Source organism: Streptomyces sp. NPDC029014 (assembly GCF_055564695.1).
This window is the reverse complement of sequence record NZ_JBVHVT010000046.1, coordinates 15,270-33,986: the sequence shown is the minus strand read 5'-3', so window position 1 is coordinate 33,986 and position 18,717 is coordinate 15,270. Positions and strand designations below refer to the sequence as shown.

14 protein-coding genes are annotated in these 18,717 nt (G+C 74.8%); 9 read left to right on the top strand and 5 right to left on the bottom strand.

The genetic code is table 11. From position 1 onward, the window contains the following. Nucleotides 1-122 precede the first annotated feature (122 nt). The 7 genes from ACZ4VL_RS24520 to ACZ4VL_RS24490 all read left to right on the top strand — a co-directional run bounded on the left by ACZ4VL_RS24520 (nt 123) and on the right by ACZ4VL_RS24490 (nt 11,171). On the top strand, nt 123-1,517 hold the full coding sequence (locus tag ACZ4VL_RS24520; protein ID WP_468203794.1) for a hypothetical protein: 1,395 nt from the start codon (nt 123-125) through the stop codon (nt 1,515-1,517). Between the two features lie 149 nt (nt 1,518-1,666). Next, on the top strand, nt 1,667-2,614 hold the full coding sequence (locus ACZ4VL_RS24515; protein WP_468203850.1) for a glutamate ABC transporter substrate-binding protein: 948 nt from the start codon (nt 1,667-1,669) through the stop codon (nt 2,612-2,614). A 71-nt stretch (nt 2,615-2,685) separates the two neighbouring features. Then, the gene (locus tag ACZ4VL_RS24510) at nt 2,686-3,945 is read left to right on the top strand and encodes a coiled-coil domain-containing protein (protein ID WP_468203848.1); all 1,260 of its coding nucleotides are present in this window, start codon (nt 2,686-2,688) and stop codon (nt 3,943-3,945) included. Continuing rightward, entirely contained in the window at nt 3,942-6,752 is a 2,811-nt protein-coding gene (locus ACZ4VL_RS24505; RefSeq protein ID WP_468203793.1) for a serine/threonine-protein kinase, read from the top strand. The genes ACZ4VL_RS24510 and ACZ4VL_RS24505 overlap by 4 nt, the downstream gene beginning before the upstream one ends. A 306-nt stretch (nt 6,753-7,058) precedes the next feature. Continuing rightward, nucleotides 7,059-8,618 (top strand): PP2C family protein-serine/threonine phosphatase, encoded by a 1,560-nt coding sequence (locus ACZ4VL_RS24500; protein ID WP_468203792.1) that lies wholly within the window; start codon nt 7,059-7,061, stop codon nt 8,616-8,618. A gap of 146 nt (nt 8,619-8,764) precedes the next feature. Then, entirely contained in the window at nt 8,765-10,090 is a 1,326-nt protein-coding gene (locus ACZ4VL_RS24495) for a vWA domain-containing protein (RefSeq protein ID WP_468203790.1), read from the top strand. Between the two features lie 61 nt (nt 10,091-10,151). Next, nucleotides 10,152-11,171 carry an FHA domain-containing protein gene (locus tag ACZ4VL_RS24490; RefSeq protein ID WP_468203788.1) on the top strand — a complete coding sequence of 340 codons (1,020 nt, stop codon included), beginning with the start codon at nt 10,152-10,154 and terminating at the stop codon, nt 11,169-11,171. Here ACZ4VL_RS24490 and ACZ4VL_RS24485 read toward each other — a convergent pair. Next, entirely contained in the window at nt 11,152-12,258 is a 1,107-nt protein-coding gene (locus tag ACZ4VL_RS24485; RefSeq protein ID WP_468203786.1) for a methyltransferase domain-containing protein, read from the bottom strand. The two genes, ACZ4VL_RS24490 and ACZ4VL_RS24485, sit on opposite strands and share 20 nt — an antisense overlap. A 131-nt stretch (nt 12,259-12,389) precedes the next feature. Here ACZ4VL_RS24485 and ACZ4VL_RS24480 point away from each other — a divergent pair, with 131 nt between their 5' ends. After that, nucleotides 12,390-12,794: a globin gene (locus tag ACZ4VL_RS24480; RefSeq protein ID WP_361084257.1), complete on the top strand. Its 405-nt coding sequence runs from the start codon at nt 12,390-12,392 to the stop codon at nt 12,792-12,794. A gap of 474 nt (nt 12,795-13,268) precedes the next feature. Next, entirely contained in the window at nt 13,269-13,622 is a 354-nt protein-coding gene (locus tag ACZ4VL_RS24475) for a DUF1036 domain-containing protein (protein ID WP_468203783.1), read from the top strand. Between the two features lie 72 nt (nt 13,623-13,694). Here the strand turns inward: ACZ4VL_RS24475 and ACZ4VL_RS24470 are convergent, their stop codons facing one another. From ACZ4VL_RS24470 to ACZ4VL_RS24455, 4 genes are all read right to left on the bottom strand, one after another. Further along, on the bottom strand, nt 13,695-14,426 hold the full coding sequence (locus ACZ4VL_RS24470) for a DUF8010 domain-containing protein (RefSeq protein WP_468203781.1): 732 nt from the start codon (nt 14,424-14,426) through the stop codon (nt 13,695-13,697). Then, nucleotides 14,423-14,899, bottom strand: a complete 477-nt coding sequence (locus ACZ4VL_RS24465) for an acyl-CoA thioesterase (protein WP_361084266.1) — start codon at nt 14,897-14,899, stop codon at nt 14,423-14,425. Before ACZ4VL_RS24465 ends, ACZ4VL_RS24470 begins: the two co-directional genes overlap by 4 nt. A gap of 7 nt (nt 14,900-14,906) precedes the next feature. Beyond that, the gene (gene ettA, locus ACZ4VL_RS24460) at nt 14,907-16,571 is read right to left on the bottom strand and encodes an energy-dependent translational throttle protein EttA (protein ID WP_438314113.1); all 1,665 of its coding nucleotides are present in this window, start codon (nt 16,569-16,571) and stop codon (nt 14,907-14,909) included. Between the two features lie 131 nt (nt 16,572-16,702). After that, nucleotides 16,703-18,655: a phosphatase PAP2 family protein gene (locus ACZ4VL_RS24455; protein WP_468203777.1), complete on the bottom strand. Its 1,953-nt coding sequence runs from the start codon at nt 18,653-18,655 to the stop codon at nt 16,703-16,705. Nucleotides 18,656-18,717 lie beyond the last annotated feature (62 nt).

Genomic DNA, 18,717 nt, shown 5'->3' with positions numbered 1-18,717 from the left:
GGGGCGCGCGCAAGGGGCGGAAGGCGCGGGACGGGGCACCGGGTGCTGTGATCCACCGCCCTTCCGGCCATACTGCTGCGAAGCATTTCTGGACAAGGGGCAGCACCGAGGGGGAGGTCAGGGTGGCCATCACAGCACGCGCTCATGCGCCCGGCGGCGCCGCGGGACCACCCGCGGCACCCCCGGAGGGCGCTGCACGGCCCGGTACGGCCTGGGCCGAGGGCGTGGAGCGGCTGCGCGCCGCCGCCACGACCGAGCCAGGCCGGCTGCGCACCATCGGGGCCGTACTGGCGGCGCTGGTGCTGCTGTTCGGCGTGGTGACGGTGTGGGAGGTCTCCGACCGGGTCGCCGCGGCGGAGGACGTGGTGGGCCGCAGCCAGCCGCTGAGCGCGGACGCGGCGAGCATCTACCGTTCGCTGGCGGACGCCGACACGGCGTCGTCCAGCGGCTTCCTGGCCGGGGCGGACGAGCCGCGCGAGGTCCGGGGGCGGTACGAGAAGGACATCGCCAACGCCTCCCGGCTGCTGGTGAGCGCGGCCGCGAACACCACGGCGGACGAGGACTCCCGCAAGCAGATCGCCCTGCTCGGCGAGCAGCTGCCCCGCTACACCGGGCTCATAGAGCAGGCGCGGGCCACCAACAAGCAGGGGCTGCCGCTCGGCGGCGCCTACCTGCGCCACGCCAACGAGCAGATGAGCACCCAGCTCCTGCCCGCCGCGCAGCGGCTGTACGAGGCGGAGACGGGCCGGCTCCACCGGGACCACGACGAGGCCCGGGCGCTGCCGCTGGCCTCGCTGGGCACCGGGCTGCTCGCGCTGGCCGCGCTGGTGTGGGCGCAGCACCGCACCTACCGGCGTACGAACCGGGTCTTCAACCACGGCCTCGTCGCGGCGACCGCCGCCTCGCTGGTGGTGCTGCTGTGGCTGGTCGTGGGGCACGGGCTGGCGCGGTCGGCGCTGACCGAGGCGCGCACGGACGGCCAGGAGTCCCTGAAGGTGCTCAACGACGCGCGGATCGCGGCGCTCCAGGCCCGCGCGAACGAGAACCTGACGCTGATCGCTCGGGGCGCCGTCCTGGCCGAGGACAAGAAGTCCGACAAGTACGACGTGGACTTCGCGGCCGACATGAAGGACCTGGACGCCGGTCTGGCGAAGGCCCTGCGGCTCGCCGACGACGCCCCGGGCCGGGAGCCGGTCACGGCCGCGACGGACGCCGTCCGGCAGTGGAAGCAGCGGCACGCGGCCGCGCGGGAGACGGACCTGCGGGGCGACTACCAGGACGCGCTGCCCCAGGTCATCGGGGACAAGGACCACAAGGACAGCAGCGGGGCCTCGTTCGACCGGGTGGACGCCTCCCTGGAGCGGGCCCTCACCCACGAACAGCAGGAGTTCAGCCTGGCGGCCCGGGACGGCCTCGGCGCGCTGGGCGGTCTGATGGCGGGTTCGGCGGCCCTGGCCGTCGTCGGCGCCAGCGCGGCCCTGCTCGGCATAGGGCGCCGGCTTTCGGAGTACAGGTGACAGCGATGCGGATACGCGTGGGCGGGGACGGAAGCGGGGACGGGCGGGGCGCTGCCGGAGCCGGCGGCGGCCCGGCCGCCGGGCGTGCCCGCACGTCCGGGGTGCGCCGTCTGGCGCGCCGGCTGCGCGGCTGGGGCGGCGTCAGCGCGATGGCCGCCGCCTGCGCGGTGACGGCGGCGACCGTACTGCTGCCGCTGGCCCAGGCCTCCCCGGACGGCGGCCGCCCGGCCGTGGTCCACCCGCTGCCGGACGCGGTGCCGGCCGCCCCGCAGACGCCCTGGACGCTCACCGACACCTGCCCGGACCCGGAGGCCAGCCTCCGCCCGTCCGGTGGGGACGGGCCCACGATCGAGCGGATCCGCAAGGCGGGCAAGCTCGTCGCGGGCGTCGACCAGAACAGCTTCAAGTGGGGGTACCGCAACCCGGTCGACGGCCGTCTCGACGGCTTCGACATCGCCCTGGTCAAGGCCATCGCCAAGGACATCCTGGGCGACGAGGACGCCGTCATCTACCGGGCCATCCCCACCAGCCAGCGCATCCCCGCGCTGCAGGACGGCCGCGTCGACGTCGTGGTCCGCACCATGACCATCAACTGCAAGCGGCTGGAGGACGTCGCCTTCTCGACCGCCTACTTCGAGGCCGGGCAGCAGGTGCTGGCCCCCAAGGGCTCGCCGATCACCGGATACAACACCTCGCTGAAGGGCCGCAGGATCTGCACGGCCGCGGGCTCCACCGCCGAGGCCGCCCTGAAGGGCCAGTCCTACGGTTCGGTGCCGGTCATCGTGCCCAACCAGCTGGACTGCCTGGTCCGGCTCCAGCTGGGCGAGGTGGACGGCATCATCACCGACAACGCGCTGGCGGCCGGCCAGGCCGCGCAGGACCCGTCGGTGCGGCTGGTCGGCTCCCCGTTCACCAAGGAGTTCTACGGGGTGGCCATGAACAAGGAGGCCACCGACCTGGTGCGGCGGGTCAACAAGGTGCTGGAGGGCTACCGCGCCGGCGGTGACGGCAGCCCCTGGATGCAGGCCTACACCACCCACCTCAAGCCCGTGCTGCCCGGTGTGGCCGGGCCGCCCGCGCCCAAGTACCGGGACTGAGGCCGGTGGCACACGGGAAACCCGACGGCTGGAACGCGGAGGCAGGTCAGGTGGAGACTGGTTCGGCCGTGATGAACCGGGACGACGTCGACCGCGCCCTGGCCCGGCTCGGCGCGGAGCACGAGGCCGTGGAGACCTCGCTGCTCGCCCTCCAGGACCATGCCGGGCGCCGGCTGCTGGAGGGCGCCGACCTGACGGGGGTCACCAAGGAGCGGTGGGCGGCCGCGGACGCCGCGATCACCCGGCTGTGGACGTACTTCGACGCCTACAGCGGGGCGCTGCACGCCGCCCGCGCGATCCGGGAGCGGCGCCGCTGGCCCGCCCGCGAGGAGCTGGTCGAGCTGACCGAGCGGCTGCGCGGGCCCGGCGTGCTGATCGCCGGGGCCGCGGCGGAGGGCGCGGCAATGGCGGAACGGCTCTCGCTCGCCGAGCTGGTGGCCCGGATGAACGAGCTGTACGCGCGCTCGCTGGACGTGGTGGTGGCCGCCGACGCGGTGTGGTCGGCGCTGCCCGCCCGGATCGACCTGCTCTCCGCGGAGCTGCGCCGCACCCGCTCCCTCGCCCACTCGGTGGGGGTCCGCCCGGGCGAACACCCCTCGGGCGACGACCTGGAGGCCATCACCGCCGAGCTGACCGGGCTCCGCGCCCTCGTCATCGCCGACCCGCTGGCGTTCTGGCAGCCGGCGGCGGGCAGCTCCGCGCCCGGCGGCGGCCGCCCGGACACCACCCGCTACGACCGGGCCGCGCTCGCGCTGGAGGACGTACGCCGGGAGATCGAGGCGGTGCTGTCCGTCCGGCAGGACGCCGAGCAGCGGCTGATCAGCCTGCGGGACGTGCTCTCGCGGGCCGACCGCACCCTCGCGGAAGCCCGCACGGCCCGGACCGAGGTCCTCGCGAAGATCGCGGCGTCGGAGGTCCCGGTGGTGGGCGGGCCGCCGACCGCGCTCCAGGAGCAGCTGGCGCTCGCCTCCGACCACCGGCGCAACGCCCGCTGGCACCGGCTCTCGCCGCTGCTGGACGCGCTGGAGGAGCGGGCCGAGGAGGAACTGCAGCGGGCCCGCGACTCGTTGACCGCGGTGACGGCACCGCTGGCGGTACGGGCCGAGCTGCGCGGGCGGCTGGACGCGTACCGGGCGAAGGTGGCCCGGCTCGGTCTGGCCGAGGACCCGCTGCTGATCGAGCGGTACGACACGGCCCGACGGATGCTGTGGAGTGCCCCGTGCGACCTGCGGGCCGCCGAACAGGCCGTGCTGCGCTACCAGCAGGCGGCCGCGGAATCACTGGCACCGCAGCAGGACCGGCCCGCCGGGCCGGATGAGGAGGACGCATGAGCCTGGCCGGAACCGCGTGCGGGCGCCCCGGATGCCCGGGGTCGTACGAGGACATGGGCGGCGGCGGGCTGTACTGCGACACCTGCGGGCTGGCGCCCGTCGGTGCCGTCACGGCGGGCGCGGAGGACCTGGTGTCGCCGCCGACGGGGATGACGAGCCCGGCGCGCCACGCCGACCCGCGGGGCTCGCAGGGCTCGGGCCGGCCGGGGTCCGCGCCGAACTCGTCCTCGGCGCGCTCCTCCCGCTCCTCGGGGTCCGGGCGCTCCTCCCGCTCGTCGCGGTCGTCGCGTTCCTCGTCCTCGCGGCGCTCGGTGTCGGGCCGGCTGCCGTGTGTCGCGTCCACCCGCTCGGTGTCGGTGCGCAGTTCGGGCTCGTCGGCCGGCTCCTCGGGCCGCAGCAGGCTCGGGGCCGGGCTGGTGAACGTACCGGAGGTGCCGCGCCCGGACCCGTCGACGGCAGTGCTGGAGAATCCGGAGGTGCCGGAGCGCAAGCGGTTCTGCTCGCGCTCGGACTGCGGGGCTCCCGTGGGGCGGGCCCGCGGGGACCGGCCCGGCCGGACCGAGGGGTTCTGCACCAAGTGCGGGCACCCGTACTCCTTCGTCCCCAAGCTCCGGCGGGGGGACGTGGTGCACGGCCAGTACGAGGTCGCGGGCTGCCTCGCGCACGGCGGCCTCGGCTGGGTGTACCTGGCTGTGGACCGGGCCGTCGCCGACCGGTGGGTGGTCCTCAAGGGCCTGCTGGACACCGGGGACCAGGACGCGATGGCCGCCGCCATATCGGAGCGGCGCTTCCTCGCCGAGATCGAGCACTCCAACATCGTGCGGATCTACAACTTCGTGGAGCACCTGGACCAGCGGACCGGTTCGCTGGACGGGTACATCGTCATGGAGTACGTCGGCGGCAAGTCCCTGAAGGAGATCGCGAACGAGCGGCGCCGGCCCGACGGCCGCCGCGACCCGCTGCCGGTCGAGCAGGCCTGCGCGTACGGCATCGAGGCGCTGGAGGCCCTCGGGCACCTGCACAGCCGCAACCTCCTGTACTGCGACTTCAAGGTCGACAACGCGATCCAGCAGCAGGACCAGCTGAAGCTGATCGACATGGGCGCGGTCCGCCGCATGGACGACGACCAGTCGGCCATCTACGGCACGGTCGGCTACCAGGCGCCGGAGGTGGCCGAGCTGGGCCCGTCCGTCGCCTCCGACCTGTACACGGTGGCGCGCACGCTGGCCGTCCTCACCTTCGACTTCCAGGGCTACACGACCGTCTTCGCGGACTCGCTGCCGGACCCCGAGCACATCGAGGTGTTCCAGCGCTACGAGTCCTTCTACCGGCTGCTGGTACGGGCCACCGACCCGGACCCGGACCGGCGGTTCTCCTCCGCACAGGAGATGGCGGACCAGCTGACGGGCGTGCTCCGCGAGGTCGTCGCCCTCCAGACGGGCTCGCCGCGGCCGCAGCTGTCCACGCTGTTCGGGCCCGAGACCCGGGTCCCGGACACCCGGCTGTTCGCGGACCCGGCCGCGGCGGAGGTGTCCCGGCTGGGCGTCCGGGAGGCGGCGGGGCGGGGGGCCGCCGGAACCGGCTGGTCCGCACTGCTCGGCAGAGCGGGTCGAGCGGGCCGGGCCGGTCGCGGCGCCGGCACTGGGTCCGGCTCCGGCTCCGCAGCCGCCCCGGCGGTGGCGGAGGCCGCCGCTGCCGCTGCCGTGGTGCTCACGGGGACTCCCGCCGGCACCGGATCCGCCGGTGCCGCCGCGCCGCTGGGCTCCGCGGCCACCCGCCGGCACCGCCGGGGCGGAGCCGCCGCGTCCGTGCCCGCTCCTCGGCCGGCCCCGGCCCCTGCCCCCGCTCCGGCCCCGGAGCCGGAGCCGCCGGTGCGCACGCGGCTGGCGCCGCTCGACGCCCGCGACACGGCGCTGGCCCTGCCGGTGCCGCTGGTCGACCCTGGGGACCCCAACGCCGGGTTCCTGGCCGGGCTGCTCGCGTCCGCGCCGGCCGACCTGCTGACCGCCCTGGGCGCGGCACCCGCCGACTCGGCCGAACTACGGCTTCGGGAGCTTCGGTCGCACCTGGAGCTGGGCGAACTGGACGCGGCGGGAACCGTCCTGACGGACCTGGAGGCCCGCCACCCGGAGGACTGGCGGGTGGTGTGGGCCCGCGGCATCGCCTCGCTCGCCGCCGGTGACGACGCGATCGCCGCCCTGTCCTTCGACGCGATCTACGACGCCTTCCCCGGCGAACCCGCGCCGAAGCTGGCGCTCGGCCTGTGCGCCGAGGTCCTGGGGCAGCTGGACAACGCCGCCGAGTACTACCGGCTCGTGTGGATCACCGACCCGGGGTTCGTGAGCGCGGCCTTCGGCCTGGCCCGGGTCCAACTGGCCGCCGGCGACCGGACCGCGGCGGTGCGCACGCTGGAGTCCGTGCCGGAGTCGTCCATCCACTACACGGCCGCACGGGTGGCAGCGGTACGGGCACGTCTGCGCGACCGTTCTCCCCAAGAGGCCCTGCTGCCTGACCTGACGGCAGCTGCCGTGCAGGTGGAGGCACTTGAGCGGCTCGGCCTCGACGCGGTCCGCCACGAAAGGCTGTCGACGGAGGTTCTGGGCTCGGCCCTGGACTGGGTACTGTCGGGTAGTCGGGGCAGTGACCCCGGCCGTACCACGCTGCTCGGCAGTCAACTGGACGAGCAGGGCCTGCGCTTCGGCCTGGAGCGCTCGTACCGCGTTCTCGCGCGGCTGGCGCAGCGGGGCGAGGACAGGATCGAACTGGTGGAGCGGGCCAACCGCCTCCGCCCCCGGACGTGGGTGTGATTGATGTCGATGCATCGGCTGTCTGGCTGCCCCAGCTGCGCGGAGCCCCTGGAGGAGGGGGACCGTTTCTGCGGTGTCTGCGGCTCCCCCGTCAGCGCGTTCCCGCCCCCCCTTCCCCCGGACCAGCCGACGCTCGCGCTCCCGGCGCCGGCGCCGCCCGCCGGTTCTGCCGGAGCCGTCGCAGGCCAGTGGCACCCGGCCCAGGCCCCGGTCCCGCCCCCCGCGGCCGGACCTGCCGCGGCGCCCGCCGCGATGCCGGCTCCCGCCCCGTCCGGAGCTTCCGGAACGTCCGGGTCGGCCGCGGAGGTGCCGGCTCCTGCCGCGGCACCCGGCCTCCCGGCCGACGGGTATCCGCTCGCGAGCCCCGAGCCCGGGGGGAGCGGGCCCGCGGCCCCGGCCGCCTGGTCCGCTCCGGCGGGGCGGCCCGCGCAGGGCGCGGTGTTCGGCGTCGAGACCCGCCACGACCGGCCCGGCGGCGGTGCGCCGTCCTGGGATGCGGAGGAGTCCCCGTACGGCGGTCGACCCGCCGGCCGGGACGGCCGGTACGCCGGATCCGCCGCGGCCGGCCACGAGCCGCGGCAGCCGGCCACCCCCGGCGGGCACGAAGACCCGTACGCGGCGGCCCCGACGACGCCGGAGCCCGAGTACGCCGGTCCGGCGCCCGGCCAGGAGAACCCGTACGGCGCGCCCGCTGCGGCGGCCGCGCCCCCCCATGGAAACGGCCCCGTCGTGTACGACGCCCCGTACGGCCCGAGCTCCCCCCATGGGGCCGACGTCCCCCCGGCGAGCGGCGAGCCTCCGCACGGCTCCGGCCCCGCCGCGTACGAGTCCCCGTACGGCGCGGGCGCCCCGCAGGGGGCCGGTGGGAAGACGTGCGTGGCCTGCCGGGCCGGGCGGGTCGACACCGACGGGTACTGCGAGCACTGCGGGCACGCCCAGCCCCGGGAGCGCGACCACGTCGAGGAGGCGCTCGGCAGTGTGGCCGCCGTCAGCGACCGCGGGCTGCGCCACCACCGCAACGAGGACTCGTTCGCGGTGGCGGCCACCGCCCTGCCCGACGGCTCCACCGCCACCGTGGCCATCGTCTGCGACGGCGTCTCCTCGGCCAGCCGCCCCGACGAGGCGTCGGCCGCCGCGGCCGCCGCGGCCAACGAGACCCTGCTGGACGCGCTTCCCCGCGGCACCCACCCCCAGGAGGCCATGCACGACGCCATCCTGGCCGCGGCGGCCGCGGTGACCGCCCTGGCCCCGGAGGTCCCGGGCGCCCAGAACGCCCCCGCCTGCACGCTGGTCGGCGCCGTCGTCTGCGGCGGCCTGCTGACCGTCGGCTGGGTCGGCGACAGCCGCGCCTACTGGGTGCCGGACGACCGCAACGCCCTCCCGCGCCGGCTGACCGAGGACGACTCCTGGGCCGCCCAGATGGTCGCGGCGGGCCTGATGGGCGAGGCCGAGGCGTACGCCGACGTCCGCGCGCACGCCATCACCGGCTGGCTCGGGGCCGACGCCTACGACCTGGAGCCGCACACGGCCTCCTTCAAGCCGGACCACCCGGGCGTCGTGGTCGTCTGCACGGACGGCCTGTGGAACTACGCCGAGTCGGCGCTGGAGATGGCCCGGGTCCTGCCCGGCGACGCCGCGCTCCGGCCGCTGCACAGCGCGCAGGTCCTGGTGGGCCATGCCCTCGACGGCGGCGGCCACGACAACGTGACCGTGGCCGTGGTGCCGTTCGCGACGCCGCCCGGCGGCGAGCCGGAGGCCGCCCAGGACGGCACCGGCCGCACGGCCCCGGCCCTGGGCGCGGACACCGACGCACGCACCGAAGCGGAACCCGAAGCGGAAGCGCAGGCGGCCCGCCCGCAGGCCTGACCGACCTGCCGGACCCGACCGGACCCGCCGGATCAGACCGGACCTGCCGGATCTGACCGGACCCGCCGGGTCAGCCGGGCCGGCCCGGACCCGACCGGTCCGGAGCCGCCCCGTTCCCCGACACCCCTGCTCTAGGAGTCCCCCCGATGGCGAACTTCGCCAAGCCGAGCGCCCCGCGCTTCAGCGTGGAGGTGTACCAGAACGAGTTCCTCCCCGAGGGCGGGCGCGAGGTCCACGCCATCGTCACGGTGACCTCCACCGGCGGCGCCACCGCCACCCGTGCGGCGGTCGCCCGCGGCCCGGCAGCCGTCGTGATCATGGTCGACTGCTCGGGGTCCATGGAGTACCCGCCGGAGAAGATGCGCGGGGCCCGCGAGGCCACCGCCGCCGCGATCGACACCCTGCGCGACGGCACCTCGTTCGCCGTCATCGCCGGCACGCACGTGGCCAGGGAGGTCTACCCCGGCCGGGGCCGCCTCGCCGTCGCGGCCCCGGCCACCCGCGCGGAGGCCAAGGAGGCCCTGCACGGCCTCGAAGCGGGCGGCGGCACCGCCATCGGCACCTGGCTGCGCCTCGCCGACGGCCTGCTGCGCGGCTCCACCGCCCCGATACGGCACGGCATCCTGCTGACCGACGGCCGCAACGAGCACGAGGACCCGGCCGTGCTGCGCGCCACCCTCGACGCCTGCGCGGGCCGCTTCACCTGCGACGCCCGCGGGGTGGGCACGGACTGGGAGGTCGGGGAGGTCACGGGCATCGCGGGCGCGCTGCTCGGGACCGCCGACATCGTCGCCGATCCGGCGCACCTCACCGAGGACTTCACGCACATGATGGAGAAGGTCATGGGCAAGGGGGTCGCGGACGTCGCGCTGCGGCTGTGGACGCCGGTCGGCGCGGAGATCCAGTACGTCAAGCAGGTCGCCCCGGCGGTCCAGGACCTCACCGGCCGCCGCACCGCGGCCGGCCCGCGCGCCGGGGACTACCCGACCGGCTCCTGGGGCGACGAGAGCCGCGAGTACCACGTCTGCGTGCACGTGCCCCCGGCGGCGGTGGGGCAGGAGATGCTCGCGGCCCGTGCCTCGATGGTGCTGCCCGGACCGCCGGGCGGGCAGCCGACCGTGCTCGACCAGGGGTTGGTCCGGGCGGTGTGGACCTCCGATGCGGCCGCCTCCACCGCCATCAACCCGCAGGTCGCCCACTACACGGGACAGGCGGAGCTGGCGCAGGCTATTCAACAGGGCCTCCAAGCACGCAAACTGGGCGATGTCGGCGGTGCCACGGCCAAGCTGGGGCGAGCAGTACAGCTGGCGAGCGTTTCCGGGAACGCGGACACGGCCAAACTGCTGGCGAAGGTGGTGGATGTGGTCGACGCCGCGGCGGGTACTGTGCGGCTGAAGGCGAAGGTCGCGGATGCCGACGAGATGACTCTCGAAACGCGTTCGATCCAGACCGTCCGAGTGAAGAAGATCTGAAGAAGCAGAAGATCTGAGAAGGCCTGACGCAGTGGCGCGGGCCGAAGGGGGAAGAGCCGCCATGCCGACCTGCCCGAACGGGCACCAGTCCGCCTCCGACGACTGGTGCGAGGTCTGCGGCCACCGCATGTCTGCCGCCCAGGGGGCACCGGCCGCCACCGCCGCGCCCTCCTACGGCTACGGCTACCCTCCCACCACCGGCGAACCGACGGCCCAGGCCGAGCTCTGCCCGCAGTGCCGGACGCCGCGCGAGGCCATGGCGCCCTTCTGCGAGGAGTGCCGGTACAACTTCCTGACCCGGTCGGCGACCTCGTACTCCCCGCTCGGACAGGAGGCCGGGGGCGCCACCGTGCCGCCGCCACCGCCGCCGCCGGCCCCTGCGCCGTCGCCCTTCCCGCAGGACGCCTTCGACTACCAGGGCTCGCGGCCGTCCCGGGTGAACCGGCCCGCCGAGCCGCTGCAGCGGGAGGACGACTGGCTGCTCCAGCCGCCCTCGCACGAGTCGCAGCAGGCCCCGCAACAGCAGCAGTACCGGCAGCCGGAGTACCAGCAGCAGCACCACGGGTACCAGCAGCCGCAGCAGCACCACGCGTCGCAGGCGCAGGCGCACCACTCGCAGGCGGCGCAGGCGGCCCACCAGTCGCACGCATCGCAGCCCTTCCCGGCGCAGAACAACGGCTCCTGGACCGCGACGATCGGCCCCGACCGCTCCTACTTCCTCGCGATGATGCAGCGCAGCGGCCCCGAAGCGGCGAGCCTCAGCCTGCCCGCCTACTCCCCGGAGCAGCACCTTCCGCTGACCGGCGGCCAGATCACCATCGGCCGCCGCCGCGCCTCCACGGGCGAGTCCCCCGACATCGACCTGTCCGTCCCGCCGGAGGACCCGGGCGTCTCCCACCAGCACGCGGTGCTCGTCCAGCAGCCCGACCTGAGCTGGGCCGTGGTGGACCAGAACTCCACCAACGGCACCACCATCAACGGCGGCGAGGACCCGATCCAGCCCTACGTGCCGGTGCCGCTCTCCGACGGCGACCGCGTCCACGTCGGCGCCTGGACCACGATCACCATCCGCCGGGGCTGACCCCTTCGGCCGCACCGGGCCCGTCCGTCTCCCCCAGGGGCCACACGTACGGCCCCTGGGGGTCGTCGAGCCACGACCACTGCCCCTCGGCGCTGACCGTCACCCCGAACCGCTCCCGGGCCGGCCGGCCCTCGCCGCGCCACAGGTCCAGGGCCTCGCGGGGGTGCAGGGCGCCGGCGGTCAGCATCAGCATGAACTGGAACCGCTCGTTGTCGACCAGTTCGTACGGGAGCCCGTGCGCGGTCCACGCCCCCGCGCCCCCGTCCGCCCCAGCCCTCCCCCTCCCCCTCGCCCCCGTCCCGGGCTCCGCCGCGGCCGCCGTGGCCCCGCGCAGCGGCACGAAGTAGGCAGCGGTGTGCAGGAAGCGGCCCTCCGCGAAGTCGGCGTCGCGGACGCGCAGCGCGATCAGGCCGGTCGACAGCGGGGCGAGGATCCGGGCCCCCGGCCGGCACTGGCCGAGCCAGGCGTGCGGGATCGTCGGCAGCGTGCAGGTCACCAGGATCCGGTCGAACGGCTCCCGGGCGGGGCAGCCGCGCGCCCCGTCGCCGGTGACCACGGTCGGCCGGTAGCCGAGCCGGGCCAGGTGGGACCGGGCGGACTCGGTGATCTCCTCGTCGAGGTCGACGGTGGTGACGTGGTCGTCGCCGAGGCGGTGGCAGAGCAGGGCCGCGTTGTAGCCGGTGCCCGTGCCGATCTCCAGTACGTCGTCGCCGTCGCGCACGTCCAACGCGTCGAGCATCTTCGCCATCAGGGACGGCTGGCTGCTGGAGGAGACCAGCTCGCCGTCGCGCAGCCGGGTCGCGAGCGGTGCGTCCGTGTAGACCCCGCGCAGCCAGCGGGCCCGGTGGGCCGGGTCCGGGTCCTCGCCCCACAGCCGCTCGTGCCCGGCCCCCCGGCCGATGAAGAACCAGGGGACGAAGACGTGCCGGGGCACCGCCGCGAACGCCGCCCGCCAGGCGGGATCCTCCAGCACCCCGGCCGCGGTCAGCTCGCGCACCTGGGCGGCGTGCGCGGTGGCCCGCAGGTCCCGCGCCCCGGTGTGCGCGGCCTGCGCGGACCGCTCGGACCGCGGGGAATGTGCGCCCATGGCTCCACTGTCCTGCGGCCGCCCGCCCGAGGCGAACCGTGGTCCGCCGCATGGCCGCCGCCCGGTCCCGCGGGCCCACCCGGGGTCCTAAGACCTCCGTCCTCCGTCCGGGTGTCTGAGACGATGGTCGGGTGAATGAGATTCCGCGGGACACGCTTCAGGAGCAGACCTTCTACGAGCAGGTGGGTGGCGAGGAGACGTTCCGCCGTCTGGTCCGGCGCTTCTACGAGGGAGTGGCGCAGGACCCGGTGCTGCGGCCGATGTACCCGGAGGAGGACCTCGGGCCGGCCGAGGAGCGGTTCGCTCAGTTCCTGATGCAGTACTGGGGCGGCCCCACCACGTACAGCGAGAACCGGGGCCACCCCCGGCTGCGGATGCGGCACGCCCCCTTCCAGGTGGACCGGGCCGCGCACGACGCCTGGCTGCGCCACATGCGCGAGGCCGTCGACGAGCTGAGCCTGGCGCCCGAGCTGGAGGCACAGCTGTGGCGCTACCTGACGTACGCCGCAGCCTCGATGATCAACACCGGCGACTAGCCGACCTCCGCTCCCCTGTCCTCCCGGCCCCTCTCCCCGGCCCCTCTCCCCCGTCCCCCTTCTCCTCTCGTCCCCTCCGCTCCCCCGCGCCGGCGCCCGCGCCGGTGCCACCGGGCCGGCGCACCGCTGTGCACGCGCCCGTACAAGCGGCCGTACAACAGCCCTCGTACGAGCGCCCGCACCGGGCCGTACGGGGCACTGGCCCGCGGCTCCTGATACGCGGCGCCCGCTCCCGGGAACCTCTCCGTCGGACCCGACCGACAGAGATGGGAGGTCCCATGACCCAGGAGACGGACGAATCCGTGACTCCGAAGACCGACGCGGACGAAGCAGCGCTGGAGAGTGCTCTCACAGCGGGCCGGTCCGGCGCTCCCCCCGGCCGGACGGACAACGGCAGTCCGGCAGGCGAACTGACCCGGTCCGACGGAAGCCCGGCTGCCCGCAGGCAGCCCGGCGGGGAGTAGGAGGCCGACCATGGCGCTGAGGTTCAAGAACAACTACGAGCGCGAAGTCTGGGCGATGGTCGAGCGCTACCAGCCCAACTGCTCCGCCAGCAGCAACTGGTTCAAGGAGGGGTGGTGGAAGATCGCGCCCCAGCAGACCGTCGTCGTCTACAGCGGTGACGCCCGCGCCGTGAACCCGATCTGGTACTGCTACGCGTACTCCCAGGACGGAGTCGAGTGGCGGGACAAGTACCAGGAGTCGGTCCCGTCCCGGGTCTTCGAGTGGTGCTCGAACGTCTCGGACTCGACCTGCCGGACGATCCACATGCTGGAGTTCACGGTGACGGCCCCGAACTTCACGTTCAACTTCAACCCGCCGTCCTGACCGGACGGACGTACCGCCAGGGCCCGACCCGGCCGCCCGCCCCGCACCCGTCGGGGCGGGCGGTCGGCCGTCTCAGACCGGACGGACCTGGAACGCGCCCAGCCCGCCGAGGCCGCCGGGGCGGCGCAGGGCGACCGAGCCGTACGGGGTGCGCAGGCGCAGCCAGCCGCCGGACGCGAGAAGCGCCACCGGGTCGGTGGCTGCCGTGGGCGCCGGGCCGGCCGCCGCGGCGGGCCCGGCCGCGACGGCGGAACGGACGGGCCGCAGGAAGCCGAGGGACTGCGCGGCGTGCACGGCGCGCAGGGGGAGCTCGGTGTCGCCGAGCGTCCGGGACCAGATGTCACGCCCGATCCGGTCCCGCTCGGACCGGGTGCGGTGCTGCGGGGGCAGGGCCTCGTCACGGGCCCGGAATTCGGAGACGGCGCCGGCCACGGCGGCCCGCATCGCCTCCGGGCCGGGCAGCCCGGCCACCTGCCGCCAGCCGCCGCGGGGCGGGAGGACCCCGGCCCAGGGCGGTCCGGTCACGGCCGCGGGCACGACCGCGCCCGCGGTGTCCTCGTCCACGGATTCCAGCAGCTCACCGGCGGAGACGGTGACGTCCAGCGAGGTCGCGACGGGGACGGCGAGCCGCACCGTGCGGATGGCCAGGACATCGAACGACGGCGGCCGTCCGAAGACGGCCAGCGCGCCGCCGCCCGCCTGGAGGCGGACCGCGGCGGCGCGGTCGTAGTGCACCAGCCGGCCCAGGAAGGCGGCCAGGTCGGCCGCCTCCCCGGGGTCGGCGAAGCGCAGCTGTCCGGTCATGCCGCCAGGCGCCCTTCGGAACGCTTGGCGGACGACGCCTTGGGCGCGGGCTCGTCGAGGTACTCCTCGAGGAAGCGGCGCTCCTCCTCGCTGATGCGGCGGGGCCGCCCCTCGGCGAGGTTGTACGGCACGACGACGGTCTCGGCGCGCACGTACACCGTCTCGGGACGGTCCTCGGTCGCCTCGTCCTTGACCTCGTAGCGGATGGTCAGGGACGCGGCGCCGATCCGGGTCACCCAGGACTCGATGAGCACCGGCTCGTGGCGGTGGACGAGGGGCAGCTTGTAGTCGATCTCGTGGCGGGCGACGACGGAGCCGCCCGTGAACGAGTCACTGCCCTCGCCCGGCGCGAGGCGGAACATGAAGTCGATCCGCGCCTCTTCCAGGTAGCGGAGGAAGACGACGTTGTTGACGTGCCCGAAGGCATCCATGTCCGCCCAGCGCAGGGGGCACCGGTAGTGGTGTCTGGCCATTGCCTGCTCAGCCCCGGGTGAGCTTCTTGTAGGTCGCGCGGTGCGGACGGGTCGCGTCCGGGCCGAGCCGCTCGATCTTGTTCTTCTCGTAGGACTCGAAGTTGCCCTCGAACCAGAACCACTTCGAGTCGCCCTCGTACGCCAGGATGTGCGTGGCGACCCGGTCCAGGAACCAGCGGTCGTGGGAGACGACCACGGCGCAGCCCGGGAAGTCGAGCAGCGCGTTCTCCAGGGAGGACAGGGTCTCGACGTCGAGGTCGTTGGTCGGCTCGTCGAGGAGCAGCAGGTTGCCGCCCTGCTTGAGGGTGAGGGCCAGGTTCAGGCGGTTGCGCTCACCGCCGGAGAGCACACCGGCCGGCTTCTGCTGGTCCGGGCCCTTGAAGCCGAACGCGGAGACGTAGGCGCGGGACGGCATCTCGACCTGGCCGACGTTGATGTAGTCCAGCTCGTCCGAGACGACCGCCCACAGGGTCTTCTTCGGGTCGATGTTGGCGCGGCCCTGGTCGACGTAGGAGATCTTGACGGTCTCGCCGACCTTGATGTCGCCGGCGTCCGGCTTCTCCAGGCCCTGGATCATCTTGAACAGCGTGGTCTTGCCGGCGCCGTTCGGGCCGATGATGCCCACGATGCCGTTGCGCGGCAGGGTGAACGACAGGTCGTCGATGAGGACCTTCTCACCGAACGCCTTGGAGAGGTTGTTGACCTCGACGACGATGGAGCCCAGGCGGGGGCCCGGCGGGATCTGGATCTCCTCGAAGTCCAGCTTCCGCATCTTCTCGGCCTCGGCGGCCATCTCCTCGTAGCGGGCCAGACGCGCCTTCGACTTGGCCTGGCGGCCCTTGGCGTTGGAGCGGACCCACTCCAGCTCTTCCTTGAGGCGCTTCTGGCGCTTCTCGTCCTTCTTGCCCTCGACCTTGAGGCGCTCGGCCTTCTTCTCCAAGTAGGTGGAGTAGTTGCCCTCGTACGGGTGGGCGCGGCCGCGGTCGAGCTCCAGGATCCACTCGGCGACGTTGTCGAGGAAGTAGCGGTCGTGGGTGACGGCCACGACGGCGCCCTTGTACTGGGCCAGGTGCTGCTCCAGCCAGTTCACGGACTCGGCGTCGAGGTGGTTGGTGGGCTCGTCGAGGAGCAGCAGGTCGGGGGCCTCCAGCAGCAGCTTGCAGAGGGCGACGCGGCGCTTCTCACCACCGGAGAGGTTGACGACCGGCCAGTCGCCGGGGGGGCAGCCCAGGGCGTCCATGGCCTGCTCCAGCTGGGCGTCGAGGTCCCACGCGTTGGCGTGGTCCAGGTCGTCCTGGAGCTTGCCCATCTCCTCCATCAGCTCGTCGGTGTAGTTCGTCGCCATTTCCTCGGCGATCGCGTTGAACCGGTTGAGCTTGCCCTTGATCTCGGCGACGCCGTCCTCGACGTTCTCCAGGACGGTCTTGGACTCGTCGAGCTTGGGCTCCTGCATGAGGATGCCGACGGAGTAGCCCGGCGCCAGGAAGGCGTCACCGTTGGACGGCTGCTCCAGACCCGCCATGATCTTCAGAACGGTGGACTTGCCGGCGCCGTTCGGGCCGACGACACCGATCTTGGCTCCCGGCAGGAAGTTCAGGAAGACGTCGTCGAGGATCACCTTGTCACCGTGCGCCTTGCGCGCCTTGCGCATGGTGTAGATGTACTCAGCCAAGAGAAACCGTCCGGCAGATCGATGGATGGGCAGATACACCCCATAGTGCCAGCCGTCCACCCCGGGGCGGAAACCCGTATGGTCAGCCCCCCTGATCAGCCCCGGAGCCACGTCCTCGGTCGGGAGCGCGGTCAGCGGCGGTGGGGGCGGGCGCGGCGGTCCTCCGTGGCGGGCGGGGCCGGGGGCGGGAGGACGTCGCGGTACACGGTCAACGCGCCCGGGAGCGTCTCGAGGACGAGCGAGTCGGGGGCCGGGGCGTACTCGCCGTCGTACGCGAGCGGGGTGCCGGCCGGGATCCCGCCGAGGTGCAGGCTGGGCAGGCGGGTCGCGCTGTGCACGGGCGAGCGCGAGAGGGGCCCGGCGAAGGCCGCGGCCAGGAGGCGGAGGCCGGGACGTCCGCCGCCGTGGACGATGCGGACGTCGAGGAGGGTCTCGTCGAGGCCGTTGCGGCGGCGCGGAGTCGCACCGGTGCCGTGATAGGTGCCGTTGCCCGCGAACAGGAGCCAGACGCTCCGGGGCCGCCCGGCCAGCCGGAGCCGCACGGGGCGCTGGGTCCGCAGCACCCGCCAGGCGGCCAGCAGCGCGGCGGGCAGGTACCCGATCCGCGGCTGCCAGCGCATCCGGTGGCGCAGCAGCTCGGGATAGACCCCGATGCTGAAGGTGTTCAGGAAGTACCCGGGCTCCCCGGGCCCCTCGCTCCCACCCCCTTCCCCGTCCCCTCCTGGGGCCGGCGGTCCGGGCTGGGCCAGCGGCCCGGGCCCGGACGGGGACACCGCACCGGGCAGGGGCCCCGGATCGAGCGGAGGGAGCGGACTCGCCGGTACGGGACCCAGCGGGGACGCCGGATCGGGCAGGGAAACGGGACCGGTCGCGGGCCCGGGGCCGAGCGGCGCCCCCGGACTGGGCGGGTACGCGGGCCCGGGCGACGGCTGCGGCCCGGGCCAGGGCTGGGGGTCGGGCCAGGGCTGCGGGTCGGGCGGGGGCGCCGTGAACGGCGAGGGGGCGGCCGGGGGTGCCGCACCGGGCCGGGGCGTCGGGCGCCCCGGGTCGGATGCGGCGGGTGGAGGGGCGGGCTGGTGCCGGGCGGCCTCGGGCGGACAGGGCTCGGGCGGGACGGGGGTGAAGCGGCCGACGGCGACGCGGACCGCCCGCCCTGCGGCGAGGGCACGGCAGGTGTCCTCGGCTCCGGCCAGTCCGAGGTCCTGCGCGAAGTGGTTGAGCGTGCCTCCGGGGAACACGGCGAGCGGCACCCCGGCCCGCAGCGCGGCGGCTGCGGCCGCGTTGATCGTGCCGTCGCCGCCGCACACCCCCAGCACCGCCGCCCGGGAGGCCGCGTCCGCGAGCACGCCGGCCAGCTGTTCGCCGCCGCACTCGATCACCTCGGCCTCGGGGAGCCTGGCCCGCAGGGCGTCGAGTCCCGTGTCCGCATCGCTGCCCGCGCCGGCGTTGACCACGACCACGAGCCCGGCCCCGTCCGGCAGCGCGGGGGCGTCGGCGGCCTCGGGCTCGTCACCGGGCCGGGAGCGGGCGGCCTCCATCCGCGCCGCGAGGCGGCGTACGACGAACCCGGCCGCCACGCCCAGCACCGCCCCCGCAGCCACGTCGGACGGGTAGTGCACGCCCGTGTACACGCGGGAGAACGCCACGGACGCGGCCACCGGCGCCAGCGCGGCGCCCCAGGCGGGCGAATGGAGCGCCAGCCCGGTGGTGAACGCGAACGCGGACGCCGAGTGCCCGGACGGGAACGAGGTGGTCACCGGCTGCGTGGCGAGCTGCCGCACCGCGGGCACCCCGTCCAGCACGGGCCGGGCCCGGCGAACGGACCACTTGCCGACGGTGTTGATCGTCGCGGAGGCCAGGGCCAACGAGCCGACCGCCCGCACCGCCGCCCTGCGGCCCGTGGTCGAGCCGCATGCCGCGATCACGGCGGCGGCCCCGCCCCACAGCACTCCGTGGTTCGCGGCCCGCCCGAGCCGTGGCAGCACGCGCTCGCCTCCCGGCCAGTGCCGCTGCGCCACCACGTCGAACAGCGCACGGTCCCACCGCGCGGCCAGGCCTCGCCAGGTCGTCTCATGAGCGCTCATTCCCGGCGCCTACCCCGATGCCCCTGCGGGAATCAGGACGCGCCCCTGAGCCGGGACGTGAA

What these genes read in the sequence shown, in the direction of transcription:
- ACZ4VL_RS24515 (WP_468203850.1), top strand. Translation starts at nt 1,667, where the DNA reads ATGGCCGCCGCCTGCGCGGTGACGGCGGCGACCGTACTGCTGCCGCTG.
- ACZ4VL_RS24510 (WP_468203848.1), top strand. Translation starts at nt 2,686, where the DNA reads ATGAACCGGGACGACGTCGACCGCGCCCTGGCCCGGCTCGGCGCGGAG.
- ACZ4VL_RS24505 (WP_468203793.1), top strand. Translation starts at nt 3,942, where the DNA reads ATGAGCCTGGCCGGAACCGCGTGCGGGCGCCCCGGATGCCCGGGGTCG.
- ACZ4VL_RS24495 (WP_468203790.1), top strand. Translation starts at nt 8,765, where the DNA reads ATGGCGAACTTCGCCAAGCCGAGCGCCCCGCGCTTCAGCGTGGAGGTG.
- ACZ4VL_RS24490 (WP_468203788.1), top strand. Translation starts at nt 10,152, where the DNA reads ATGCCGACCTGCCCGAACGGGCACCAGTCCGCCTCCGACGACTGGTGC.
- ACZ4VL_RS24485 (WP_468203786.1), bottom strand. Translation starts at nt 12,258, where the DNA reads ATGGGCGCACATTCCCCGCGGTCCGAGCGGTCCGCGCAGGCCGCGCAC.
- ACZ4VL_RS24475 (WP_468203783.1), top strand. Translation starts at nt 13,269, where the DNA reads ATGGCGCTGAGGTTCAAGAACAACTACGAGCGCGAAGTCTGGGCGATG.
- ACZ4VL_RS24470 (WP_468203781.1), bottom strand. Translation starts at nt 14,426, where the DNA reads ATGACCGGACAGCTGCGCTTCGCCGACCCCGGGGAGGCGGCCGACCTG.
- ACZ4VL_RS24465 (WP_361084266.1), bottom strand. Translation starts at nt 14,899, where the DNA reads ATGGCCAGACACCACTACCGGTGCCCCCTGCGCTGGGCGGACATGGAT.
- ACZ4VL_RS24455 (WP_468203777.1), bottom strand. Translation starts at nt 18,655, where the DNA reads ATGAGCGCTCATGAGACGACCTGGCGAGGCCTGGCCGCGCGGTGGGAC.